A 23,884-nucleotide genomic window follows, 5' to 3' on the forward strand; every position below is an offset into this window, starting at 1 on the left:
CAGTCGCGTCCAATGCTCGCATTACAGAAGAATACCCGAAGTCAGCGGCACCACTCTCGAACGAGACACCGATCACGCGCGCGGAGGCCGCGCGAATCGCGGCCCAGCGCACCACCGGCGATCACACTATGGCTTGCAACACAGTCAACATGTATGTTGATTAAGTCTAGTCGGCGGGTAGCGGCGGCGGCATCGCACTCCGCCGGCACCGGTCATCAGCGCTTTCCGGAGAGAAATTGTGGTTGTACACGTAGTCGCTCGCCAAGCAGGGATGGATTGATGTTCGTACACGAGGTAATTGCCCAGGAAGTCGGCGCGGCGGGGGCCGACACCATGTTCGGCCTGATCGGCGACGCCAATATGTTCATGGTCAACGCATTTGTCGAAAAGCAGCACGGCACCTATGTTTCCGCGGTCCACGAGGCGAGTTCGGTCATGATGGCGCACGGCTACGCCTGCCGTGGGGCGCGCCTGGGCGTCGCCACGGTGACGCAAGGGCCGGGCCTGACGAATACCGCGACGGCGTTGACCGACTGCGTGCGGTCGAGCTCGCCGGTGCTGCTGATCACCGGCGACACCGCACCCAGCAATCGGCTCAACCGGCAGACGTTCGACCAGGAACCCCTCGTCCGCGCGACCGGCGCCGGCTACGTGCTGGTCACCGCGCCCGACGAGGTGCGCTCGGCGGTCCGCCTGGCCGCACGGCGCGCGATGGCGGAATCCCGGCCGTACGTCCTGAACTGCCCGACGGAATACCAATGGCACGAGGTCGGCTCAGCCGCCGACGATGAGGACCCGTGGTCCGGTCCCGAGAAAAACCTAGAGATATCCGAGGATGTGCCCGACGAGGCTCTCAGCGTCATCGCCTCGGCCCGTCGACCTCTCGTGCTGGCGGGCCACGGCGTGATCGGCAAGGAGCAGCGTCAGGCCGTGCTCGCGTTCGCCGAGCGGATCGGTGCACCGATCGCCACCACACTGCGCGCGCGCAACCTCTACAGCGCGGCTGAGGGCTGCGTCGGCGTCTGCGGGACGGTGTCGACCGAGCCGGGTATGCGGGCGATCGGTGAGAGCGACTGCATCATCGCGTTCGGCGCGAGCCTGAACACCTGGACCACCGTGCGCAACTCGCTGATCGCCGGCAAGCGAGTGGTACACATCGACACCAACGAGGCCGGCTTCCGTCGCGAGGTGCCCGTGACCGCCACCGTCCTCGGTGACGCGGCCGTCGTCGCACAGCAGTTCATCGAGGCCCTGGACGCGGCCGGCGTACCGCCGACCGGCTTCCGTGACCGGGTGACGGCGGGCGTCGAGCAGGCCGACCTCATATGGGACACCGCGCTGGGACAGCGGGTCACCCTCGCCGGAGTGCTGAGCGCGATGAACCGGGCGCTGCCGCGCAACCGGACCGTGGTGTATGACGGCGGCCGTTTCGAGGGCGAGGCCTACAAATACATCTGGGGCACCGACTACCGAAGCCAGGTGCTGACCACGGACTTCGGTGTCGTCGGCCTGGGCATGGGCGCGGCGATCGGCGCGGCGGCGGCCGCCCGCGATGAGCCCGCCGTCCTGGTGACCGGTGACGGCGGGTTCATGATGAACGGCATGGCCGAACTGCACTCGGCCATCCGCGCCGGGCTGCCACTGATCGTGGTCATCTGCAACGACAGCAGTTACGGCGCCGAATACGACCAGTTCGTGAGCAGAGGCCTCGACCCGAGCCTGTCGCTGTTCGATTGGCCGGACTTCGCCGAAGTAGCCCGGGCGCTGGGCGCCGATGGGCTGACGGTCGACACGGTGGCCGATGTTCCCGCCGCCCTCGCGGCTTTCCGATCGCCCACCCGGCCCGTGGTGATCGATGTCCGTATCGGAGTGGCCGATATCCCGGAGGTTCCGCACTGATGATCACACCCGACAACGCGACCGTCACGCGTGCCGACGTGACGGCGTGGACACTCGCCGACGTCCTGGAATACGCGGCCGCGCAGTGGGGCGAGCGGGTCGCCCTCGTCGACGGCGAGCGCCGCTGTACGTACTCGGAGCTGCGCAGGCGAGCGCGCGACGCGGCGGGCGGGTTCGCCCGGATCGGGATCCGCAAGGGCGATCGGGTGGCCATATGGCTGCCGAACAGCCTGGAGTGGGTCGTCGCCTTCTTCGGTGCGATCTACGCCGGCGCGACCGTCGTAGCGCTGAACACGGCGCTGTCCGCCAAGGAGATCGAGTACCAGGTCGCCCAGTCCGGCGCATCGCTGCTGATCGCCTGCTCGGCCTACCGGAACCGCGACTACCTCGCCGAGGCTCGGCAACTGCGGACCGGGGTCGGCGATCACCTGCGGCTGGTCGGGGTCGACCACGCCGGCGATGCGGACATCACCTCGTGGGCCCAGCTGACGCGACTCACCGAGCACGAGGTCCAGCTCCCCTCCGTCGACGTGACCGATCCCGCGATCATGCTGTACACCTCGGGCACGACCGGCCGGCCCAAGGGCGCCGTACACACGCACAGCTTCGTCGCCACGCTGTTCGCCGGAGTGGACCACCTCGAGATGTGCGAAACCGACGTCGCCGTCCTCTATCTGCCGTTGTTCCACATTTTGGCCCTGGTCGCCGGCCTGGTCATGCTGTCCCTCGCCGGGGCGCGCACCGTGCTGATGGCCCGGTTCGACGCGACCACCTCGCTGCGGCTGATCCGCGACGAGAAGGCGACGATCATCTACGGCATCCCGACGACGTACATCGACCAGCTCAACAACCCGCTCATCGACGACATCGACTTCAGCGGGGTGCGTTTCGCCTTCACATCGCTGGCGCCCGACCTCTGCCGGAAGGTACACGACAAGACCGGGGTGAAGTGCCTCAATCCCTACGGTATGACCGAGACCGCCGCACTGGTAATGGTCGCGGGGTTGGACGATCCGCCGGAGATCGCCGTGGGGACCGTGGGGCGCCCACTGGCGGGCATGGCGGCCAAGGTCGTCGACGACACCACGGGACTGCCGGTCCCCCACGGTGAATCGGGTGCACTGCTGATGCGCGGGCCGTCGATCCTGTGGAAGTATCACGACCTGCCCGAAGCCACCGCCGCCGCCTTCGACGACGAAGGATGGTTCCGCACGGGCGATCTCGCGTCGATGGACGCCGCCGGCAACATCACGTTCATCGGGCGGCAGGGCGATGGTTACCGGGTGGGCGGGGAACTCGTCGATCCGGTCGAGGTCGAGGCGGCGATCCAGTCCCATCCGGACGTACTGCGCGCGGCGGCACTGGGCGTGCCCGACGAACGACTCGGCGAGGTCGGCCACGCCTGGGTGCACGTGCGAGCGGAGGCCGCCGCGACCGAACCGGAACTGCTGACGCATGTGACGGGCCTACTCGCGTCGTTCAAGGTGCCCCGCCGGATTCACATAGTCAGCGAACTTCCGACGAACCCGAGTGGAAAAGTGCAGAAGTTCCGGCTGCGCGACACTCTCACCGCCGGGAATGCATGACCGAATAGGACTCCCCTCAGGGGCGGCGACGAAAGTCGCCGCCCCCGAGAGGTTTTCACGCCGGTGATTGCCGATCGGATTCCGCGAGTTGCCGATCGAGAACCGTCATGAGCAACACCACGATCCCGACCCCGATCAGGATGGCGGCAACCAGATGCAGCCCGGAATCGTCGACCCGGGTGTGGAATGCGATACCGGAAATCGTCGCTGCCGCAATCGAACCGACGTAACCGAACGTGCGCAACAGGCCCGAGGCCGTGCCGACCTTTTCGGCCGGCGCCTCCTTGTACAGCACGGTCTGGTTCGTGACGTTGCCGAATCCGGCGACCAGACCGAATACCGCGGTGACGACCACGATCAGCCACATCGGACTCTGGCTGGTGAGGAAGAACGTTCCGATCGCGCCGAGCAACAGCGCGACGGACGAGACGATCAACGACGGCAGCAGCCTGCGATAGCGGCCCGCCATGCGACCGGTCACCGCCGACAGCAGGCCCATCGGGATGAGCACCAGTCCGGCCGCATAGGCCGACATACGGTGGCCGACCTCGAGCCATTGCGTAAGTCCGTACAGTACAACGTATATCCCGAGCAGCGTCAGGCAATACCGCACATAGGTGCGGGTGAGGGGCAGCCTGGTGACCAGTAGCCGAAGGTCGAAAAATGGTTCAGGGACCTGCAATTCGACCGCGACGAGAACCCCGGCGGCGACCACGGTGATGCCCAGCGCCACCCAGTCGAGGCGGGGCAGGTCCATGAGGAAGACCAGCAGGGCGGTGATCGTGCCGCCGAAGACCAGCACGCCCGCAAGATCGACCTGAGCGATCAGACTCCTGATCGAGTGCCCCCGGATGTGGTCGCTGTCCTTGGCAATCCACAACAGCGCCATGACGAATGCGATCACGGCCACCGGAATGTTGACCCAGAATACCGCTCGCCAATTGAACCACGCGACCAGCGCGCCGCCCACCGTCGGACCGATCGCCAGGGTGGCCGCGCTGGTGGTGGTCATCCCGGCGATCATGCGACCGGGCGGCTGACGCAATCCCACCGTGGCGGCGCGGCGTCGAATCAGCAGCATCGCCGAGGGATAGCCCGCCGACGTGCCGAGGCCGATGAGCACTCTGGTCACCACCAGGGTCGGCATATTCTGCGCCAGACCGCCGATGATGCCCGCGGCGAGCACGATCGCGATGCCGGCCAGGAATACGCGGCGCGGACCGAAGATCTCCGACAGGCGGCCGCAGATGGGCTGCGCGATGGCGCTGGTCAGGTACAGACTCGAGATCAGAACGGTGGTCCGCCCAGCACTGACATGCAGTGCGAGCGCGATGGGTACCAAGGCGGTCGCGATCAGTGAGCTGTTGATGGGATTCAATGCGGCACCGATGAACAAGGGGGTTGCGAAACGCGGACCGAATGCCCGCTCGCCGGTGTCCCGGCGCGAGGAAACTGCTACTTCCCCACCGCTTTCGGGTGCTGTGCTCAAGGCTGACTCCTCATGCTGCACAGGTGAGTACCTGTGTCCGGAAAGCCTTCGCCCCGGACCGGTGCCTCGTGGGCACTGTGATCCGGGGCGAAGGGCTTTTATCGTGCGCCGGCGGCAGGGGTGTCTCACCGGGCCGGCATTGTCGGTTTGTGGTATCGAGCTCCCTTACAGCGCAGCGAGATCGAGGTTGTATACGTGTGCGGCGTTCTCGCTGAACACCTTCCGGCGGAGCGATTCGCCGGCATCTTTGAACGTCGGCACCGCGCTGCGAAGCGGCTCGGGGAACAGGCATGTCGGGTGCGGGAAATCGGTTTCGAACATGCAGTTGTCCACGCCCAGCCGCTCGATCGAATCGATCAGGCTCGGGCCGTTCTCGAACCAGAAGCACGCGTACATCTGTCGCCGGAAGTATTCCGACGGCTTCAGGGTCAGGCCGTCGGCGGCATTTTCATCGGCGTGGTAGTCCAGCGCCTCGAGCATGAACGGCAACCAGCCGATGCCGCTTTCCACCGACACCGCCTTCAGCCGGGGGAAGCGCTCGCATACGCCGGACAGGATCATGTTCGCGACGAGGCGGGCGTTGCCCATCTGCAGCATCGCGGAGCCGACGGCGAGTTTGCTGTTCTGGGTCATCGACGGCCACGGTGAGCCACCGTTGTAGGTGCGCTGGGTGGCGCTGGCGCCGCAGTGGAAGTTGACCGGCAGATCCAGGTCCTGCAGGTGCTGCCACATCGGGTCCCAGAACGATTCGGCCAGATCCGGCATCCCCTGGTTCTGCGGGTCGGCGTTGGTGATGATGCCCTTGAGCCCGAGCTCGGCGACGCGCTTGATCTCCGCGACGGTCTTGTCGATGTCCCACCAGGGCAGCAGAGCCATCCCGAACAGGCGACCGCCGGACTCCTTCTGCATGTCCGCCATCGCGTCGTTCCAGATGCGAACGATATCCATGCGCAGGTCGTGGTCGCTGATGCGGAAGAAGTTCTGGCCGCCGAAGCCGACGACGTTCGGGAACACGATCTGCGCGCTGATCCCGAGCTGGTCCATCATCGCCACGCGCGGCTCGACATAGGATGCGGCAAGCGAGGATTCGTCCAGCGGCCACTGCAGGAAGACGCTGCCCTTGACTTTCTCGTTGTTGCGGTTGATGACGCTGCCCGCGCCGGCGGGACCGAGCACCTGGGTCTCGTCCACCACCCACATCGGCGCGCCGTCGGTCGGCCCGGTGGTCCCCAGCTTCGCGACCTGCGCACGCATGCCGTCGGTCAGGTCCTTGGCCAGCACGACGTGTGGTACCCGCTTGCGCAGACGTTCCGGAGCGCGCGAAGTCCATATGTCCGCGGGCTCGGTGAGGTGCGTATCAACGTCGATGATCTTGATACCCCGCATCGATTCATCAACATCGTCGAACAGTCTCGTTGATTCAACAGTCACCGTTGGTCGTCCTCTCAGTGAACTGCCGGCACCGACCCGAAACAAGGTCAGGTCAGGTCGGTTCGGCATATGCGAACGTCGGGCCTGCCATCGGCCCAACCGCTGAAACGGACATGGGAGCTGCCCGTCATGACCGCAACTCTAGACGGCCGTAACCAGTTATGCAACATGACTGTTGAAAAATGGCGACGAGATTCGGCTGGGGCGGGACACGATCGACCGGCGCCCGAGAAACCGGCCGATCATCGATCGCGGAACTCCGGCGTGCGGTGCTCACGAAACGCCCGCATCGCCTCCTGCTGATCGAACGTCGACTGGACGATTCCCATATGCGACGAGATCAGATCCAGGCTCGTACGCAGGTCCAGTCGCTGCGACTGGTACACACTCCGCTTGATCATCGACACGGCGATGGGCGATCGGCAAGCGATCCTATCGGCCAATTCCATTGCGCGCGTGAATAATTCGTCGTCCGAGTGGACGTGATTCACGATGCCCATGGCCAGTGCGTCGTCAGCGGAGATCGTCTGCCCGGTCCACAGCAGTTCCAGGGCCCGCGCGGTACCTACCAGCCTGGGCAGGAAATAGGCGCCGCCGTCCCCGGGAACCAGGCCGATCTTGATGTACCCCTCACAGAAGGTCGCACTCCGGGCGGCCAGCCGGATATCGCACATAAGAGCCATATCCATCCCGGCTCCGACCGCGAGGCCGTTGACCGCGCAGATCAGCGGTTTGTCCAGGTCCTCCACCGCACGCGCGACCCGGTGCACTCGGTCGGTGAGCACACGTTTCCGGTCGATCGGACTGTCCCCCGCCGCGGTGAATTCGTCGAGATCCACACCCGAGCAGAATCCGCGGCCGGTTCCGGTGAGGAGTACAGCACGCACTGCCCGGTCACATTGCGCGTCAACCAGGGCCGCCACCCAGTGATCGAGCATCTTCCAGGTGAATGCACCCAACTGTTGCGGTCGGTTGAGACGCAGAATGCGGACCGCACCCCGCGTCTCGACGATCAGTTCGTCATCGTTCGTCTGGTCGGTCATCGAAGGCCACTCTCCCGGTTCGTCGGTTCGCGTCGTACCGGGGAATTACATCGGACACCACAGCGTCAGTCAACAACGGTGTTGACAGTTGCATGTTGATCGGGATACGTTCCAGCCAGGCGGGCAAGCCGACTCGAATCACCATGCAGACAGGGGTAGACATGTCCGGGCTGACAGTGACCACGCAGGACCGAATCGCGACGGTGGTCATCGACCGACCGCCGGTGAACGCGCTGTCTCGCGAGACCTATCGGGAGATCAGGCAGGTCTTCGATTCGTTCCGCGACCGTGACGACATCTCCGTCGCCGTGCTCACCGGGGCGGGAGACCGCGTTTTCTGCGGCGGACGCGATATTCACGACCTGCGTGTCGAACGATCCGAGGCCAAACCGGCAAACGTCGGCGACCCGATGCACCTGGCACGGGAGGCGTTCTTCGCGGTGCGGCATTGCGCGGTGCCAGTGGTCTGCGCGGTCAACGGCGCGGCGGTCGGCGCCGGGGTGGCCCTAGCCGCGGTGAGCGACATCGCGCTGGCGGTGCAGTCCGCCACCTTCGCGCTGACCGAGATCGACGTCGGCGTCCTGGGCGCTGCCTCCTTTGCACAGTGGATGGTCGGTCCCGCCAAAGCACGGTGGATGTTCTACACCGGCCAGCGGGTACCGGCCGAGGAGATGTACCGCCTCGGCGCCGTCGAAGCGGTCGTCGAACCTGCGGAGTTGCTGCCGCGGGCCCATGCGCTCGCCACCGTGATCGCCGCGAAGGACCCGGTCGCGGTCCGGATGGCGAAAGCCTCGGTGGTCCGCACCGACACGCTGCCGCTCGAAACGGCGTATCGCACGGAGCAGGACTACACCCGGCACCTGTCCACCTATCCGAACTCGGCAGAGGCCATCTCGCGATTCGTCGACAAGCGATAGGGCTGGGGAGAGCAATGGAAGTCAACGACCTCGTCACCGCACTTCTTCGCATCACCATCGGGACCACGATGATCGCGCACGGGATCAACCACTGGATCGGGGGCGGCAAGATCGCCGGTACCGCAGGCTGGTTCAGCAGTCTCGGGCTCCGCAACGGCGTCCTCCAGGCATGGTTGAGCGTAATCACCGAAATCGGTGCGGGCGTACTGCTGGCACTCGGCCTCCTCACCCCCTTCGCGGCCGCTGCGGTTGTGTCCGTGATGCTCGTGGCCGGGCTACTCGCTCATCGCACCAACGGGTTCTTCGTATTCAAAGACGGCTATGAATACGTCCTCGTGCTCGCCATCTCCACCATCGGACTAGCGCTGCTCGGCCCCGGATGGCTCTCCTTGGACCACCTGTTCGGTATCGAAATCTCCGGCTGGCCTGGAGGTGCCGTCGCACTGATCGCAGGTGCGCTCGCAACTGCGGGCTTGCTGGCGCTGTTCTACCGGCCCGCCCCGGCTGCGGCCGAGTAGAAGGTGAGCCGGTGCGAGATCGAGCGACGCCCGATCGCCAACCGAACCGACCGAAAACCATCAACGCTGTTCGGCGCTGTGCCGGACACCAGAAAAGTAAAGGATGCCCGGCACCATGGCATTGAACCTGGATCCCTCGAAGACCGCTCTGCTGGTGATGGACTACCAGCCAGTCACCCTGGGGTTTCTGGATGACCCGACGCCTCTTGTTTCGTCGGCCGCTGCCACGGCCGATGCGGTTCGCGAGAGCGGTGGCCGAGTGGGATACGTGCGCGTGGCGTTCAACGACGCCGACTACGCGGGCTTCCCCGAGGGACACATCATGGGCGACCGCGTCAAAGAAAGTCGCCCGAACATGGACGCGGACTCTCCCACTACCGCCCTGCACGAGGGGCTCGGGGTCCGGGATGGCGACATCGTGGTGCGCAAGTCCCGGGTGAGTGCATTCTCGACCACCGATCTCCATGAGCAGCTGACCAACCTCGGCATCACAACACTGGTCCTAGCGGGTGTCCACACCAGTGGCGTCGTGCTCACGACAGTGCGCGAGGCACACGACCTCGATTACCGCGTGATCGTCCTCTCGGATGGGTGCGCCGACCCGGACAACGCAGTCCACGACTTCCTCGTCGAGAAGATCTTTCCCAAGCAGGCCGACCTGGCCACGACCGGTGAACTGTTGTCCGTCCTGCTGACTGAGGCAGGCGCCCGATGACAACGGGCAACGGCGGTGTGCACGCGGCCGTGAGGCCCACAAGCCGCGCGGTGGTCGAAGCATTCACCGCCGCTATGTGCCGCTACGGGGTGCCCTCGGAAGTGTTGACCGACAACGGGAAACAGTTCACCGGCCGATTCACCCGCCCGTTCCCGGCCGAGGCGCTGTTCGAGCGGGTCTGCCGCGAGAACGGCATCGGGCAACGCCTGACCAAACGACGCTCGCCGACAACAACAACAGGGAAAATTATAAAGCCGACGGAGATGCTTGACACTCGGATCCCCTGAACCGTAAGGAGATTCGATTGAGTGAGCCTGTCATGGACCGCGAGGTGCGTCAGCGCTTGGCGGTCCTTCGTCATGTCGAGGAAGTCGCCGGGGCGCGAACCTGCGACATCCGTTCGTGTGTGTCGATGCTGCTGCGTTCATGCGCGTGGCCGTCCGTGAGCATCACGCGTAGGGATGCCGCGTTGGCGGAGTTCGGCCAGCACGGTGGTGGGGTCGACACCCAGGTGCTGGCCGACGCGGGCGAGGGACCAGCCGAGGTTGTACAGATGGATGGCGTCATCGATCTGCTCGGGGGACAAGCCCCGGCGACGCATCGGAACCTCATGCCGACGAAGGATCTCGCTGACCGTCCGCCGCTCGATACCGAACCGGGCACCCAACTGGTACACCGTCTCCCCACTCTTATATCCAGCGATGAGTTCCCGGACCTGATCGGTGTCGAGTTGACGTGCCCGGCCGGGTTTGGGACGAACGGCGCGCGGCGGAACCAGGGTCGCAGGGTCGGGAAGTTTCCGACGCAGGTCAAGTGAAGTGACCTCAGGTGCCGATCGAAGTGCGGCTGGCACCTGGATCACCCGTCATAAGCACTCAACGAAGTGTTGCGATGACCGCCTGAACCCGCAGGCATGTGCGTACGTTGAGACCGTCGCACTTCGTCGGTAAGCAGTGACCGGCTGCCTACAGTCCCGGCTCAGCGGTCGGTAATTGGAGGTGCCACGGGATCATCGATGGAACGCCGACCTTCGCGGCGCGGGCTGCCTCCGGCACGAGTGAGTCGATCGAGCAAGGGCCACGCCTCCCATAGGCTCGGGTCGGTGGTTCGGTCAACGGCACCCCGACTTGCCCATCCCGTCGGTCGCTGACCGATAGCCAATAGCACATATTTTAGCAATATTTCGCAGATAGCACTGCATAATGACTGAAAATTGATTTGCTGCCCATAAGCTATGGGATGGCCTTCAGGTCGAGATGCCATTCAGGAGGATCGATGACTGATGTAGCGCCCCAACCCATACCCCAGGTAGAGGCCGTGCGCCCCTACCCGCGACGCTTGGGCCCGAAGGGCTCCTACATCTGGAAGATGGTGACGACCACCGACCCCAAGGTGCTCGGCGTCATGTACCTGGTCACGTCGATGACGTTCTTCTTGGTCGGCGGCCTGATGGCGCTGCTGATGCGTGCCGAGCTGGCCAGGCCGGGTCTGCAGTTCCTGTCGACGGAACAGTTCAACCAGTTGTTCACCATGCACGGCACGATCATGTTGCTGTTCTATGCGACGCCGATCGTGTTCGGCTTCGCCAATTTCATCCTGCCGCTGCAGATCGGCGCCCCCGATGTAGCGTTCCCACGCCTGAACGCATTCAGCTACTGGCTGTACCTGTTCGGCGCGTCCATGGCGACCGCGGGCTTCGTCACCCCCAGTGGCGCAGCCGACTTCGGCTGGACAGCGTATTCGCCGCTGACCGCCATGATCCACTCGCCCAGCATCGGCGCCGACCTGTGGGTCATGGGTATGGCTGTCTCCGGTCTGGGCACTATCCTCGCCTCGGTCAACATGGTGACCACTGTCGTCTGCCTACGCGCACCGGGCATGACGATGTTCCGGATGCCGATCTTCACCTGGAACATCCTGGTGACAAGCTTGCTGATCCTGCTGGCGTTCCCCCTGCTGACCGCGGCGTTGATGGGGTTGGCCGTGGATCGGCATCTGGGTGGGCACATCTACGACCCGGCCACTGGCGGCGTGTTGTTGTGGCAGCACCTGTTCTGGTTCTTCGGCCACCCCGAGGTCTATATCATCGCGCTACCGTTCTTCGGCGTCGTGTCCGAAATCTTCCCGGTGTTCTCGCGTAAGCCCATATTCGGTTACACCACCCTGGTATATGCAACGCTGGCTATCGGGGTGTTGTCGATGGCGGTGTGGGCGCACCATATGTATGCCACCGGAGCGGTGCTGCTGCCGTTCTTCTCGTTTATGTCGTACCTCATCGCGGTGCCGACAGGGATCAAGTTCTTCAACTGGATCGGCACCATGTGGCAGGGTCAGCTGACCTTCGAGTCACCGATGCTGTTTTCGATCGGCTTCCTGGTGACGTTCCTGTTCGGTGGTCTGTCGGGTGTCATCCTGGCCAGCCCGCCGCTGGACTTCCACATCACCGACACCTACTTCGTTGTTGCGCACTTCCACTACGTACTGTTCGGCACCATCGTGTTCTCCACCTACGCGGGCATCTACTTCTGGTTCCCGAAGATGACCGGACGAATGCTGGACGAGCGGCTGGCCAGGTGGCACTTCTGGACGACGTTGGTCGGTTTCCACACCACCTTCCTGGTACAGCACTGGCTCGGCGCCGAGGGCATGCCGCGCCGCTACGCCGACTACCTGCCCGGCGACGGTTTCACCGCGCTGAATACGGTCTCCACGATCGGTGCGTTCATCCTCGGCGCGTCGTTGCTGCCATTCCTGTGGAACGTCTTCAAGAGCTACCGCTACGGTGAGGTCGTCACCGTGGACGACCCGTGGGGTTACGGCAACTCGCTGGAATGGGCCACATCCTGCCCGCCGCCGCGGCACAATTTCTACGAACTGCCGCGGATCCGCTCCGAGCGTCCCGCGTTCGAGTTGCACTACCCGCACATGGTCGAGCGAATGCGTGCCGAGGCACACATAGGCTGGGGTACGGGCAACCACAACCAGGAACTGGCCGAGAGCGATACCTGAACCGATACGAGCCTGGCCGTCATAGCCCCGGAATCTGAAGCTGGCTCGAGCCGCGCGGTAGGGATCAGCCGCCCCTTCCGGGAGAACTGCCGGCACAAACATCTCCGGATTGGCTGCGCGGCACTCGTTGGGCAGTCTCGAGGTCACCTCGCCGAGTCCAGCACCGCCCCAGCCATATCCCCGTTCGCGTGAGGTCCCATGAGGGGATCAGACGGTGAGGACGACCTTGCCCTGGAGATGGCCGCTCTCGATCAGCCGGTGTGCGTCGGCGATCTGCTCGAACGGGAAGGTCGCCTGCACGTGGACCCGGAGCTTGCCCTGTTCGACGAGGTCGACGAGTCCTCGCAGGGCGACCGGATCGGGGTCGACCGCGATGCCGCTGAAATGCTTGCCGGCCGCCTCGAACTTCGCGATGAGCTCCGCATCCTCGTCGGCGACCGCGGTCACGAGGTGGCCCCCGGGGCGGAGCACTTCGAGCGAGCGCGCGGCGGTATCGCCGCCGAGCGTGTCGAGCACCACCTCGATGTCGCTGACGACTTCGGTGAAGTCGACCGCGGTGTAATCGATGACCTCGTCGGCGCCGAGTTCCTCGACGAACTCCCGTTTGCTCTCGCTTGCGGTTGTGATCACATGCGCGCCAAGTGATTTCGCGATCTGGATCGCTACGTGACCGACCCCGCCACCACCGGCGTGGATCAGGACGCGGGTGCCTTCGCGCACGCCGCCGAGGTCGACCAGGCCCTGCCACGCGGTCAGCCCGACGATCGGCAACGCCGCCGCCTCGACGTGCGAGAGCGATGCCGGTTTGCGCACCAGGTGCAGGGCCGGCGCTGCCACGAGTTCGGCGTACGCATTGGCGGCTCGCGGGAACAGCGGCATCCCGAACACCTCGTCGCCGGGCCGCAAGCGCCACGTCTGCGCCGTCTCGACCACACCGCTGATATCCCAGCCGAGGATGAACGGCGGCCGGCCGAGTAGCGGGAATTCACCGGCGCGCAGGCGCGGTTCGAGTGGGTTCAGCCCGATCGCCTCGACCCGGACGAGGACTTCGGTCGGCAGGGGGCGGGGCGCGGGCGCTTCCGCGAGGGTGAGGACCTCCGGGCCCCCGAGTGTGCGTTGGGTGATTGCTCGCATAATTCAACGATGAACGACAGAAGACAGGCGTACCACCGGTGTCACGCCAGAAAATCCCGATAACCCGCCAGCGTTCCGACCGCCGCCTAAAGTAGGTGCCGATGACCGAACTTGTCCCCCAGCCGGTGTTCTGGACCGACGATTCGTCGGTCTGCGAACTCCTGGCCCACGGCGAGAACGTCGCCGCGCACTTCCATGACTTCGGGCAGCTCAGGTATGCCGTTTCCGGAGCGCTGGTGACCGCGACCGAGGTCGGCACCTGGGTGGCGCCGGCGAACCGCATTACCTGGGTGCCACCTTTCTATGTACACAGCAGTCGCTCGTACGGCGAGACCGATGTCCGAGTGCTCGGGGTTCCGGCGGCGCTGGCCGAGCGACTGCCGCCGGAACCGTCGGTATTCGTGGCCAGTGCGCTGCTGCGCGAGGCATACCTGGCGATGGTCAGCGACACCGAACCCGCCGACAGCCCCCGCGCCCGGCTGCTGCTCGAAGTCGTCGTCACGGAGCTCGCTCGCGCCCCGAAAGAACCACTGCGCCTTCCGGAGCCGCGCGACACTCGCCTCAAGGCCGTGACCGATCTGCTGCACGCCGACCCCGCCAGCCCGGCGACGCTGGCGGAGCTGGGGCACCGAACCGGCTCGAGCGAACGCACCCTCAGCCGGCTTTTCGGCAGCGAACTGTCGATGAGCTTCCATCAGTGGCGCACGCTGCTGCGTATTCAGCGGGCACTGATCGAACTCACCGAGGGCACCTCGGTCACCGACACCGCCGTGCGACTGGGCTGGGCGAACCCGAGCAGCTTCATCGATGCCTTCACCAACCTCGTCGGCCAGACACCCGGTCACTACCGCGCTACGGCGCGCAACTCATGACCAGCGTCAACGTGGCGGGTTATCCGTAGGTGATCTGGTATGCCACCGGGCCGATGTCGCCGGGTCGGTTTCGGCATCGAGGCCAGAGGCCCGAAATCACTTGCCCTGCCGGCGATCACCGGCAGGGCAAGTGGCTGCGATCCGCTTCATCCGGTGGCGCTGTGGTTATCTGACAGCCTGGAATGCCTTCTCCGACTTGGCGGCTTCTCGGGCGAGAAGGCGGTCGCGCTGTTCTTCGAACCGGATCACGTCGCGTCCGAGTTCGTCGAGGTAGGCACCGAGTTCTTCGCGGCTTTGCTCGCCGCGCGCGGTGAAATCGTTGCGTTCGAAGACCTTCCAGATCTTGAGCACCGGCCGGAGGACCTCATCGAGGTGCTGACGCAGATCATAGATGCCGTGTTTGACCATCAGCACGCCGTTTCGGCGCCAGTTCGGCATGCCTTTGCCGGGCATCGCGAAATTTTTCACGACCTTGGTGATGGCTTCGATGGTTTGGTCGGGAGCCAGGTCGAACGCGGCTCCGGCGATGTTGCGGTAGAAGATCATGTGCAGGTTCTCGTCCGCGGCGATGCGTGCCAGCATGCGATCGGCGATCGGGTCGGCGCAGACGGCGCCGGTGGTGCGGTGGCTGACGCGGGTCGCGAGCTCCTGAAACGTCACGTACACGACCTGGTCCAGCACACCGCCGAACTCCTCGGGTGCGTGGACGCCTCTGGTCAGATGGACCATCCGGTCGTTTTCGAGTGCTATCGGATCGACGCTGCGGGTGACGATCAGATAATCGCGCATGGCAATGGCGTGCCGATTTTCTTCGGCGGTCCAGCGGCCCACCCACGTGCCCCAGGCACCATCGGTAGAGAAGTTCTCGGCGATGGTGCGGTGGTAGGAGGGCAAATTGTCCTCGGTGAGCAGATTGGTGATCATCGCGATCTTCGCGACCTCGGACAGCCGGGATTGGTCCGGGTCCCAATCGGTTCCGCCCAGCGCAGCGAAATTGCGGCCCTGATCCCAGGGCACGTAGTCGTGCGGATACCAGTCCTTGGCGATCAGCAGGTGCCGGTCGATATTCTCACCGACCACCGGCTCCAATGCGGTCAAAAGCTCGAGCTGCGTCAAATCTGTCGCCATGCAACGCCCTCCATAGTGTGTGAGAACAACTGCAGCCGTTCCTGGATGCGGCTACCGGGAGCAGCCGGCCGAACTTCCGGTGTCGATCGCGCCGCCTCGGTTCAGGTGCCGCAGACAAGGTGATTCCGACGACGGTGTCGGGAGTATATAGCGTCCGGATCACCCTGGTGGATAAGCTCGACCGGCCTCGCGGCCCTTCTGATGTGGGCGTTTTGTCCGGTGGTGGCGTGGAACGTGTTGGGGGGTAACTCCGCGCAGCGTCCGCTGGTAGACGATGGTGAGCGAGCGCTTGTGCGGGTCCACGCCGATGATGACCGACATCGGTACCCTTCCAGATCGACGGCACATGGCAACATTTTGGCAACCATCGGTTGGTAGCATCAGCGTTCAGTGCCATGCCGAACCCACCTCGCGACCGGATCGGAGTGCTGTGATGGTGGATTCATTCGTCCGGGTTCGCGGTGCCCGAGTGCACAACCTGCGCGATGTCGAGGTGGCGATCCCGCGAGATGCCCTGGTGGCCTTCACCGGTGTCTCAGGTTCGGGCAAGTCGTCGCTCGCGTTCGGCACCCTGTACGCGGAATCGCAACGGAGGTACCTGGAATCGGTGGCACCGTACGCCCGTCGATTGCTCCACCAGGTACCCGCTCCGGAGGTGGACGACATCACCGGTTTGCCGCCGACGGTGGCGCTCGCGCAGCGGCGGTCCGCACCGTCGTCGCGATCGACGGTCGGCACGGTGACCGCAATCTCGAACTCGCTGCGGATGCTGATGTCCCGCGAGGGCGACTATCCGCCCGGACCGGCCCGCGAGGGTCCGGGCCACTATCCGGCCGGCACCAATCGGCTGTATTCGGATGCCTTCTCGCCGAACACGATCGAGGGCGCGTGCCCGCGCTGCCACGGGCAGGGCGTGGTTCACGAGGCGACCGAATCGTCGATGGTCCCGGATCCGTCGCGCAGTATCCGAGACGGAGCCGTCGCGTCCTGGCCCGGCGCGTGGCAGGGCAAGAACCTCCGCGACATCCTGGTCGCCCTGGGCTACGACATCGACCGGCCCTGGCGGGATCTGCCTGCCGCGGAACGGAATTGGATCCTGTTCACCGACGAGCAGCCGGTGGTGACCGTGCACCCCGAACGGGAGGCCCACCGGATCCAGCGGCCCTACCAGGGGACCTACTCCAGTGCCCGGCGGATACTGCTTCGTTCCTATGCGGAGTCCAAGAGCGAGGCCACCCGCCGGCGGGCCGCGGAGTTCCTGCACACCACGGTCTGCCCGGTGTGTGCCGGCCGGCGCTTGAAACCGGAAGCGCTGGCGGTGACCTTCGCCGGGTACAACATCATCGAACTGGCGGCGCTGCCGTTGCGCGAGCTGGCGGCGGTCCTGCGCCCGTACCGGGAGGGCACCGGGGCGGCCGCGGTGTTGACCGAGGATCTGACGAGCCGGATCGATGTCCTGATCGAACTCGGGCTCGGCTATCTGAGCGTCGATCGGGAGAGCCCGACCCTGTCCGCGGGCGAGCTGCAGCGCCTGCGCCTCGGAACGCAGTTGCGGTCCGGATTGTTCGGTGTCGTCTACATTCTCGACGAACCCTCGGCGGGGCTGCATCCCGCGGACACCGCGGCGCTGTCCACCGTGCTGGGCCGGCTGAAGACGTCCGGCAACAGCGTCTTCCTCGTCGAGCACGACCTGGATGTGGTGCGCACCGCCGACTGGGTGGTCGACGTGGGACCGGGCGCCGGCGTGCACGGCGGCCGGGTGCTGTACAGCGGTGCGGTCGACGGCCTGCGCGAGGTGACCGAATCCGTCACGCGCCCATACCTGTTCGGCGACATCGCGCGTCCGCGCCGTCCGTCGCGGACGGCCACCGGAAACTTGCCGCTGCGCGACGTGACGAGCCACAACCTGGCCGGGGTCGACGTCGACATCCCGCTCGGGGTCTTCACGGCGATCACCGGCGTCTCCGGGTCCGGCAAATCCACTCTGTTGCACGCGATTTCGTCCGGCGCCCCACAGGATCCGGCGGTCACCCGGGTGGTGGACGTCGACCAGCAGCCGATCGGCCGCACCCCACGATCGAATCTCGCCACCTACACCGGATTGTTCGACGTCGTGCGAAAACTGTTCGCCGGCACCGACATCGCGCGGGCACGCGACTACGGCGTGAGCCGGTTCTCGTTCAACGTCCCCGGCGGACGCTGCCCCACCTGCCAGGGCGAGGGCTACATCACCGTCGAACTGCTCTTCCTGCCCAGCACCGAGAGTCCCTGCCCCGAATGTCACGGCGCCCGATACAACGCCGAGACGCTCGAGGTCGTCTACCGGGACAGCACGATCGCCGAGGTGCTGGACCTGCCGGTCGACCGAGCCCTCGACTTCCTCGGTGACGTCCCCGCGGCGGCACGCGCCCTGCGGACCCTGGCCGACGTCGGCCTGGGTTACCTGCGACTCGGTCAACCCGCCACCGAACTGTCGGGCGGAGAAGCACAACGGGTAAAACTGGCCACCGAACTCCAGCGCGTACGCCGCGCCGGAACGATCTACCTGCTCGACGAGCCCACCACCGGCCTGCATCCCGCCGACACCGATGTCCTGCTCACCCAGCTGAACACACTGGTCGACGGCGGAGCCACCGTCGTGGTGGTCGAGCACGACCTGACGGTCGTCGCACAGGCCGATTACGTCATCGATCTGGGGCCCGGTGGCGGTACCGACGGCGGCCGGATCGTCGCACAGGGCACACCCGATCGAGTTGCGGCCGATCGCACCGGCCGGACTGCACCGTACCTCCGCGCGCACCTCGTCGGCGGGTAGTGCGTCGGCAACCGGCACGAGCAGTTCGAAGAACAGGTCTCTGGTCTGCTCGTCGGCCTCTGGCATGAGCATCGGGTGACACCGTGAGGGTCATGGTGGTCGCACCACTCGCTGGAGAGAAGATGGGTTTGGGCTGTGACGCCGATCAGCTTGTAGGCCAAACGGGCTGGGGCGGGTATCACCTGCATGAACCTCTGGCGTTCCGCGTCGTCGGCTTCCTCGGTGATGTGGCCGAGGATGACCAGTCGCCGGGTGAGCGGGATCGCGCTCATGCTGTGCTTGCCGAGTGCGTCCCATTCGCTTTGCGTCAGGGTGACCGAGACGACCGGGAGCAGCTTCTGCTCCTCCTCGGCCAGGTGATCGATCAGTGTCGGCATCGTGGCTTCGATGCGGGCGGCCATCTTCTCGCCGGTGGCTGGGTCCGCGGTAGCTGTCCACCCCGGCAGTTCCGCGTTGACGGCTGTGACGGTGTCGTCGACCTGTGCGTGCTGTGCGTCCATCCGGTCCATCAGATCCGGGTCGAGCGTGGTTCGCTTACGCAGCAAGGGAAAGAGCAGTTCGTCCTCGCCGGTGTGGTGCGTGTGCAGGAAGTCCAGCATCTCCCGGGCATGAGCCCGAGGCCACGACGCGATCATCAGCACGCTCGGAGTGAAGAACGCCCGCGAGACCCCGACGCTGATCACCGACACCGTCCGCGCAGTCATCGCATCCGCGAAAACATCAGGCGTTGACCGTTTCGTCATCCTGTCTGCGTTCGGAGTCGGCGACTCCCTCGCCAAGGTCTCATTCCTCGTCGGCCCCATTTTCCGAACCGCGCTTCGGAAAACCTACGCAGACAAAGCCGCATCGGAAGTCCTCTCGAGGGCCAGCGATCTGAAATGGACCCTCGAATACCCCGGAGCATTGAACAACGGTGACAGCACCCGCCACAACGCCGTTGCGCTCGCAGACGTCACGAAATTGCCGATCTACCCGTCAACCTCCCGCACAAACGTCGCCGACTTCCTCCTCCACTCCGCCGTGGAAGACACCTTCATGCGTCAGATCGCCGTAGTCACCGACGCCAAATAGGTCACCAACGCAGGCCCAAGAAACACCGATCACCAGCGCCATCGCCGCTCTGGTCACGCTGAGGGAAGCTCGATCGTTCGTAAATCCTGTTCCTGTGAGGTCAGCGCAGGGACCAGGGCGCCGCGGCTCGCTTCTGGGCCCACCGCTGCGGATCGCATTCCAGCGTGTTTCGGTCCCAATGGCCGAGTTCGGCTGCGGCCTCATATGTTTCGCGGAGGAAATCGGTCACCAGCGCGTTCGGATCTTCCGCGGTACGCACCGTCTCATAGGGTAGGACGAATTCACCCAGGTCGGCATCGTAGGTCGCGCCGGGCACATGCAGCCGACGTTCGCGGTAGCCGTCGGGTTCGGGATAGGAGTACGCGTAGAACGCGCCTTCCGCACCGCCGCCGGGCCAGAATCCGCAGCTGCTGAGTTCGCGGGAATACCCCTCCACCATCACCCAATCGGCACAGTGCGGTGCACCGCCGCCATGTTCGGGCGCGGTCCTTCCCGAGAAACGAGTACAGGCCAGATCCATTGCACCCCAATAGAAATGCACCGGACTGGATTTGCCAATAAAGCCGGAACGGAACTCGTCGAGCAGGCGGTTGGCATGCACGAGCTGCCGCCAGAACGCGTGCGCGGACTGTGGATCGTAGGAAGCGTGCCGGGTGTCCTCGGCGAAGGGAATGGACGGGTCGACTTCGTTGGGGCGGGCCTGAATCCAGGTCTCGAGTCCCAATTCGACCAGGGCTTGCATGGTTTCGGCGTAGAACTGCGCCACCGATTTCGGCGCGAGCGCCACGCTGCGCGTATAGCCGCTATCGGCGCGGATCACCAATCGGTGTGCAAGGAAATCGAATTCGATATCGAAGAGCCGTTCGCCGTAGGGGATGGCCGAGGTCGTCAGCCCGCGCGGGCTGACATAGAGGGTCACCTGCCACCAGTGGTTCAACAACGGAGCGTGCGCGAGCCGGATCTTGCCCACCACCTGCGTCCACATGTGGAGGGTCTCACAAGTATCCGTCCAGTCCGCCACCCGCAACTGCGGCCACGCGGTGGTGGAATTCGTCTCAGCCATCTCGGTAACTCCCTTCGTCCTCGGTTCGATTCAGGTCCGCCCACTAGCACCGAGCACCAGAGCTACGAAATTTGTCATGGCACTCCAATCCGAGCAGTTGGCCGAAGTACGGGCCGAGCCTACGACACCGCAAACCTGAATCGACACTCCTGCCCGATCCATCGGCGGTGACACCGGCGACCGCCGCGATGTCGGCGCCGACCGGCTCCGCATGTCCTGATCTCAGGCTTTTTCGGCCCATTCGGAGGGGCGGAGTTCGCTGGCCGTAGTCGAGAATTGGCGAGGCGCCGACGCGGCCGTTCCTGTAACGCCACAGTGCTGCCATGACCGAATCGACCGGAGTGGTCGACAGCCCGCCCAGGAGCCGCGTATGAGACAGCATTTGATCGACGCCGGCCGGCTGATCGTGCCCGGGCGCGAGCAGATGCACGGCCCGCTACCGCCGCTGCTGCTCGGACTGACCTTGGTCACCGGACTGGTCGATGCGTTCAGCTACCTCGAGCTGGGGCACGTGCTGGTCGCGAACATGACCGGAAACGTCGTCTTCGCAGGCTTCGCCGCCGCACACGCGCCCGGCTTCCTCTGGTGGGCACTGCTGCTGGCGGTGGCGGCCTTCCTGATCGGCGGCGGCGTGGATCACGACGCTGGCGACCGATCAGCCCTACCGCGGCTGGTCGCTGGCGATCCTCATCACGTTCCTCGGCACGGGCTTGGGTCTGCAGAATGCGACTGCCCGCGCCCTGGCCGTCCCCGACCTGACCACCACGGTCCTAACGCTCACGCTCACCGGCATTGCGGCCGACAGCGTGGCCGCGGGCGGAACCAACAGCAAGCTGGGCCGACGTCTGATTCCGATCGCCGCCATGTTCGCCGGCGCGGCGATCGGCTCCGCACTTGTCGTCCACGGCCACGGCCCGGCCACGCTCGCGACCGCGGTGTTCGTTCTGGCCGCGATCGTCGTCTCCGGACGCTTCGCAGCCCGTTCCACTCGAAGCTGGACTGCCAGGTCGTGACGCATCCCCGACCTGGATCACTCCGCAGCCCTGTTCGTTTCCAGTCGAGAGGAGCCCCGTGACGTCGCCCGCGACCGTGGAGCTGAACCGCGCGGGCGCGTTCGCACGCCGGACCGTCTCGATCGCGCTCGGGGTGCTGGCAATCCTGATGCCGATCCAGCTGTATGCCGGTGACGAGACCGCGGTCTTCATGGGCGTACACCAGCCGGCCAAACTGGAAGCCTTCGAAGGCAATTGGAAGACCGACAACAACGGTTACAACCTCGTCGTCATCCCGGACGGAGGCCAGGGCGGCAACGCCTTCCGGATCGAGATCCCCTACCTCGGCGCGGTGATCGGCAAGGACCTGACCGGGCAGGCACATGTTCCCGGCCTGCGACAGACGCCGCCGGATCAGCGCCCGAACATGTGGAGCGCCTTCTACGGCTTCCGGGCGATGTACCTCACCGCACTGGCCATGTTCGTCATGGCCTTCGCCGGTCTGGTGCTGCGCCTGCGCGGACGGCTGTTCACCGCTCGCCGCTACCACCGGCTGCTGGTGTGGATGACGCCGGCGGGCATCGTCGCGATCACCGGAGGCTGGATCACCGCGGAGACCGGACGGCAGCCCTGGGTCGTATACGGCAAGATCCGCACGGCCGATGCGGTGTCGCACCTGTCCACCACCGAGGCGGCGTTGAGCCTGGCCGGATTCGTCACCGTATATGCGGTTCTAGCGACGGTCTGGATCAGATATATCGTCCGGACCGTCAAGGCGGGCCCGGAGGCGCTGGACTCTCCCGGCGATGCATCCCCCACCTCGTTCGCCGCCGAACTCCCCTCGGTCGTCAGCGCCTCACCGGAGGTCACCAATGGCTGAATACGCTTCGTACGCACTGATCCTGTTCGCGGTCGGCGCCTATGTCGTACTCGACGGCTACGACCTCGGGATCGGAATTCTGACCCTGTTCGATCGCGACGACAACCGGCGCAAGGAATATACGGAGCTGATCGCGACCGCCTGGGATGCCAACGAGAGCTGGATCATCCTGGCCGGTGTCACGCTGTGGGGCACGCTGCCCGGCGTTTATGCCACGGTGCTGCCCGGGGTCTATCTGCCGCTGATCGTGATGTTGCTGGCCTTCGTCTTGCGCGGGCTCGGGCTGGAGTTACAGAGCGCCGCCCCCGGCTATCAACGCGGCTGGGGACGGCTGTTCGGAGTCTCGTCGCTCGTCGTCGCGATCTGCCAGGGGCTGACGGCCGGCACGGTGCTCAGCGGCCTGCCGCAGCACGGCGGCGTATTCAATGGCACTGCGCTGCAGTGGCTTACACCGTACGGCGTGCTGTGGGCGCTCGCTGTTCCGGTGTTGTACCTGGTGGCCGGAGCGGCGTGGCTACAGGTCAAAACCGAGGGCAGGGCCAGGATCCGCGCGGCGCGCCTGGGCCGCCCGCTGCTCGCTGTCGCGGTCGCGGCGTGCCTCGTGCTCGGCTTCGGCCTCGAGGTGGCCGACCCGCACCACTTCCGATTCGACCAGCCGATACGCGCCGCGCTGTTCGGTGTCGCCGTGGCGGTCGCGGCCGCCGGCGGCGCTGTGGCGTGGTACGGGTTCGGCCGGCGGACCGACGAGCGTCCTTTCGTCGCCGTTGTGGGCGCACAGGTCGCCGGATTACTCGCGCTGGTCGCGGCGACGGTGCCGGTGGTGGTGCCGCCCGAGCTGTCCCTGCACGCGGCCGCCAGCCCGACCGGCTCGCAGGTGTTCCTGCTCGTCGGCATCGGTCTGTGCATGCCGGCGGTGCTCGCCTACAACATCTATGCGTGGTGGGTGTTCCGCGGGAAGTACCGGCCGCCGCGGGAGGAAGGGCTCGTCGTCACCTCGGTGCCGCGGGAGCACCCGATGGTGCACACGGACGCGGAACAGCAGGAGCGCCTCGCCGCAACGGCCGATCTCGGCGCAGCGGCCGTCGGGCCGGTGATTTCGGTAACCGCTGCGCCGGAACGAGTTTCGATCGTTATCGGCCGACGGATCGGGTACGTGGTGTTGTGTGTCGGCGCGCTGGCCGTGGCACAGGACATCTTCGGTGGCGAGAGCGAGTCGATCGCACCCATCGGCTACTTAAGACTGGTGGTAGGGCTTGATCCCGGCCAGGATCAGTCCCAGGTACCCGGTGGGAAGCTCCCTAATCGGCTGCCCACCAGCAGTA

18 protein-coding genes and 4 pseudogenes are annotated in these 23,884 nt (G+C 65.4%); 15 read left to right on the plus strand and 7 right to left on the minus strand.

The window, feature by feature from the left end:
- The first annotated feature begins 279 nt into the window (after window positions 1-279).
- Both ABH933_RS41775 and ABH933_RS41780 read left to right on the plus strand, forming a co-directional pair.
- The gene (locus tag ABH933_RS41775; protein ID WP_429427748.1) at window positions 280-1,899 is read left to right on the plus strand and encodes a thiamine pyrophosphate-binding protein; all 1,620 of its coding nucleotides are present in this window, start codon (window positions 280-282) and stop codon (window positions 1,897-1,899) included.
- Window positions 1,899-3,485 carry a class I adenylate-forming enzyme family protein gene (locus tag ABH933_RS41780; RefSeq protein ID WP_429427746.1) on the plus strand — a complete coding sequence of 529 codons (1,587 nt, stop codon included), beginning with the start codon at window positions 1,899-1,901 and terminating at the stop codon, window positions 3,483-3,485. Before ABH933_RS41775 ends, ABH933_RS41780 begins: the two co-directional genes overlap by 1 nt.
- Before the next feature lie 55 nt (window positions 3,486-3,540).
- Here ABH933_RS41780 and ABH933_RS41785 read toward each other — a convergent pair whose 3' ends face one another.
- From ABH933_RS41785 to ABH933_RS41795, 3 genes are all read right to left on the minus strand, one after another.
- On the minus strand, window positions 3,541-4,974 hold the full coding sequence (locus tag ABH933_RS41785) for an MFS transporter (protein ID WP_429427744.1): 1,434 nt from the start codon (window positions 4,972-4,974) through the stop codon (window positions 3,541-3,543).
- A gap of 165 nt (window positions 4,975-5,139) precedes the next feature.
- Window positions 5,140-6,405, minus strand: coding sequence for an amidohydrolase family protein (locus tag ABH933_RS41790; RefSeq protein ID WP_429427742.1), 1,266 nt, complete (start codon window positions 6,403-6,405; stop codon window positions 5,140-5,142).
- Window positions 6,406-6,647: 242 nt separating this feature from the next.
- A complete protein-coding gene (locus ABH933_RS41795) occupies window positions 6,648-7,448 on the minus strand; it encodes an enoyl-CoA hydratase/isomerase family protein (RefSeq protein WP_429427741.1) in 801 nt (266 codons plus the stop codon).
- Between the two features lie 161 nt (window positions 7,449-7,609).
- Between ABH933_RS41795 and ABH933_RS41800 the strand changes: the two genes are divergently transcribed.
- The 6 genes and pseudogenes from ABH933_RS41800 to ctaD all read left to right on the plus strand — a co-directional run bounded on the left by ABH933_RS41800 (window position 7,610) and on the right by ctaD (window position 12,607).
- Entirely contained in the window at window positions 7,610-8,365 is a 756-nt protein-coding gene (locus ABH933_RS41800) for an enoyl-CoA hydratase-related protein (RefSeq protein WP_429427739.1), read from the plus strand.
- Window positions 8,366-8,379: 14 nt separating this feature from the next.
- Entirely contained in the window at window positions 8,380-8,883 is a 504-nt protein-coding gene (locus ABH933_RS41805) for a DoxX family protein (protein WP_429427737.1), read from the plus strand.
- Window positions 8,884-8,998: 115 nt separating this feature from the next.
- Entirely contained in the window at window positions 8,999-9,598 is a 600-nt protein-coding gene (locus ABH933_RS41810) for a cysteine hydrolase family protein (protein ID WP_429427735.1), read from the plus strand.
- Between the two features lie 35 nt (window positions 9,599-9,633).
- A pseudogene (locus ABH933_RS41815) lies at window positions 9,634-9,846 on the plus strand (IS481-like element ISMva2 family transposase); the annotation flags it as partial.
- A 71-nt stretch (window positions 9,847-9,917) separates the two neighbouring features.
- Window positions 9,918-10,415, plus strand: a complete 498-nt coding sequence (locus tag ABH933_RS41820) for a hypothetical protein (protein WP_429427733.1) — start codon at window positions 9,918-9,920, stop codon at window positions 10,413-10,415.
- Between the two features lie 458 nt (window positions 10,416-10,873).
- Window positions 10,874-12,607 carry an aa3-type cytochrome oxidase subunit I gene (ctaD, locus tag ABH933_RS41825; protein WP_429427731.1) on the plus strand — a complete coding sequence of 578 codons (1,734 nt, stop codon included), beginning with the start codon at window positions 10,874-10,876 and terminating at the stop codon, window positions 12,605-12,607.
- A 207-nt stretch (window positions 12,608-12,814) separates the two neighbouring features.
- On the opposite strand, the gene ABH933_RS41830 is transcribed toward ctaD, so the two are convergent.
- Window positions 12,815-13,741 (minus strand): NADP-dependent oxidoreductase, encoded by a 927-nt coding sequence (locus ABH933_RS41830; RefSeq protein ID WP_429427729.1) that lies wholly within the window; start codon window positions 13,739-13,741, stop codon window positions 12,815-12,817.
- Window positions 13,742-13,842: 101 nt separating this feature from the next.
- Between ABH933_RS41830 and ABH933_RS41835 the strand changes: the two genes are divergently transcribed.
- Complete coding sequence (locus ABH933_RS41835) at window positions 13,843-14,613, plus strand: AraC family transcriptional regulator (RefSeq protein ID WP_429427727.1); 771 nt, start codon at window positions 13,843-13,845, stop codon at window positions 14,611-14,613.
- Window positions 14,614-14,778: 165 nt separating this feature from the next.
- Here ABH933_RS41835 and ABH933_RS41840 read toward each other — a convergent pair whose 3' ends face one another.
- Window positions 14,779-15,741, minus strand: a complete 963-nt coding sequence (locus ABH933_RS41840; protein ID WP_429427726.1) for an acyl-ACP desaturase — start codon at window positions 15,739-15,741, stop codon at window positions 14,779-14,781.
- A 433-nt stretch (window positions 15,742-16,174) separates the two neighbouring features.
- Between ABH933_RS41840 and ABH933_RS41845 the strand changes: the two genes are divergently transcribed.
- Entirely contained in the window at window positions 16,175-18,556 is a 2,382-nt protein-coding gene (locus ABH933_RS41845) for an ATP-binding cassette domain-containing protein (protein ID WP_429427724.1), read from the plus strand.
- Window positions 18,557-18,891: 335 nt separating this feature from the next.
- On the opposite strand, the pseudogene ABH933_RS41850 reads toward ABH933_RS41845, so the two are convergent.
- Window positions 18,892-19,299, minus strand: a pseudogene (locus ABH933_RS41850) (hemerythrin domain-containing protein); the annotation flags it as partial.
- Here ABH933_RS41850 and ABH933_RS41855 point away from each other — a divergent pair.
- A pseudogene (locus ABH933_RS41855) lies at window positions 19,184-19,627 on the plus strand (NAD(P)-dependent oxidoreductase); the annotation flags it as partial. The pseudogenes ABH933_RS41850 and ABH933_RS41855 overlap by 116 nt on opposite strands.
- A 100-nt stretch (window positions 19,628-19,727) precedes the next feature.
- Here the strand turns inward: ABH933_RS41855 and ABH933_RS41860 are convergent.
- Window positions 19,728-20,690 carry a DUF5996 family protein gene (locus ABH933_RS41860; RefSeq protein WP_429427722.1) on the minus strand — a complete coding sequence of 321 codons (963 nt, stop codon included), beginning with the start codon at window positions 20,688-20,690 and terminating at the stop codon, window positions 19,728-19,730.
- Window positions 20,691-21,114: 424 nt separating this feature from the next.
- Between ABH933_RS41860 and ABH933_RS41865 the strand changes: the two are divergent.
- The 4 genes and pseudogenes from ABH933_RS41865 to ABH933_RS41880 all read left to right on the plus strand — a co-directional run.
- Window positions 21,115-21,306, plus strand: a pseudogene (locus tag ABH933_RS41865) (DUF1275 family protein); the annotation flags it as partial.
- 19 nt (window positions 21,307-21,325) lie between these two features.
- Entirely contained in the window at window positions 21,326-21,703 is a 378-nt protein-coding gene (locus ABH933_RS41870; RefSeq protein ID WP_429427896.1) for a DUF1275 family protein, read from the plus strand.
- A 58-nt stretch (window positions 21,704-21,761) separates the two neighbouring features.
- Window positions 21,762-22,562 carry a cytochrome ubiquinol oxidase subunit I gene (locus ABH933_RS41875; RefSeq protein WP_429427720.1) on the plus strand — a complete coding sequence of 267 codons (801 nt, stop codon included), beginning with the start codon at window positions 21,762-21,764 and terminating at the stop codon, window positions 22,560-22,562.
- Window positions 22,555-23,884 (plus strand): cytochrome d ubiquinol oxidase subunit II (locus ABH933_RS41880; protein ID WP_429427718.1); only part of this gene is annotated, 1,330 nt, incomplete at its 3' end. The genes ABH933_RS41875 and ABH933_RS41880, both read left to right, overlap by 8 nt.

It is taken from the genome of Nocardia sp. GP40 (assembly GCF_050434125.1).
GTDB lineage: Bacteria > Actinomycetota > Actinomycetes > Mycobacteriales > Mycobacteriaceae > Nocardia > Nocardia albiluteola.

Bases quoted from the DNA above. Each gene is read 5' to 3' on its own strand.
- ABH933_RS41775 (WP_429427748.1), top strand. From the start codon at position 280: ATGTTCGTACACGAGGTAATTGCCCAGGAAGTCGGCGCGGCGGGGGCC.
- ABH933_RS41780 (WP_429427746.1), top strand. From the start codon at position 1,899: ATGATCACACCCGACAACGCGACCGTCACGCGTGCCGACGTGACGGCG.
- ABH933_RS41795 (WP_429427741.1), bottom strand. From the start codon at position 7,448: ATGACCGACCAGACGAACGATGACGAACTGATCGTCGAGACGCGGGGT.
- ABH933_RS41800 (WP_429427739.1), top strand. From the start codon at position 7,610: ATGTCCGGGCTGACAGTGACCACGCAGGACCGAATCGCGACGGTGGTC.
- ABH933_RS41805 (WP_429427737.1), top strand. From the start codon at position 8,380: ATGGAAGTCAACGACCTCGTCACCGCACTTCTTCGCATCACCATCGGG.
- ABH933_RS41810 (WP_429427735.1), top strand. From the start codon at position 8,999: ATGGCATTGAACCTGGATCCCTCGAAGACCGCTCTGCTGGTGATGGAC.
- ABH933_RS41820 (WP_429427733.1), top strand. From the start codon at position 9,918: ATGGACCGCGAGGTGCGTCAGCGCTTGGCGGTCCTTCGTCATGTCGAG.
- ctaD (WP_429427731.1), top strand. From the start codon at position 10,874: ATGACTGATGTAGCGCCCCAACCCATACCCCAGGTAGAGGCCGTGCGC.
- ABH933_RS41830 (WP_429427729.1), bottom strand. From the start codon at position 13,741: ATGCGAGCAATCACCCAACGCACACTCGGGGGCCCGGAGGTCCTCACC.
- ABH933_RS41835 (WP_429427727.1), top strand. From the start codon at position 13,843: ATGACCGAACTTGTCCCCCAGCCGGTGTTCTGGACCGACGATTCGTCG.
- ABH933_RS41840 (WP_429427726.1), bottom strand. From the start codon at position 15,741: ATGGCGACAGATTTGACGCAGCTCGAGCTTTTGACCGCATTGGAGCCG.
- ABH933_RS41845 (WP_429427724.1), top strand. From the start codon at position 16,175: ATGGTGGATTCATTCGTCCGGGTTCGCGGTGCCCGAGTGCACAACCTG.
- ABH933_RS41860 (WP_429427722.1), bottom strand. From the start codon at position 20,690: ATGGCTGAGACGAATTCCACCACCGCGTGGCCGCAGTTGCGGGTGGCG.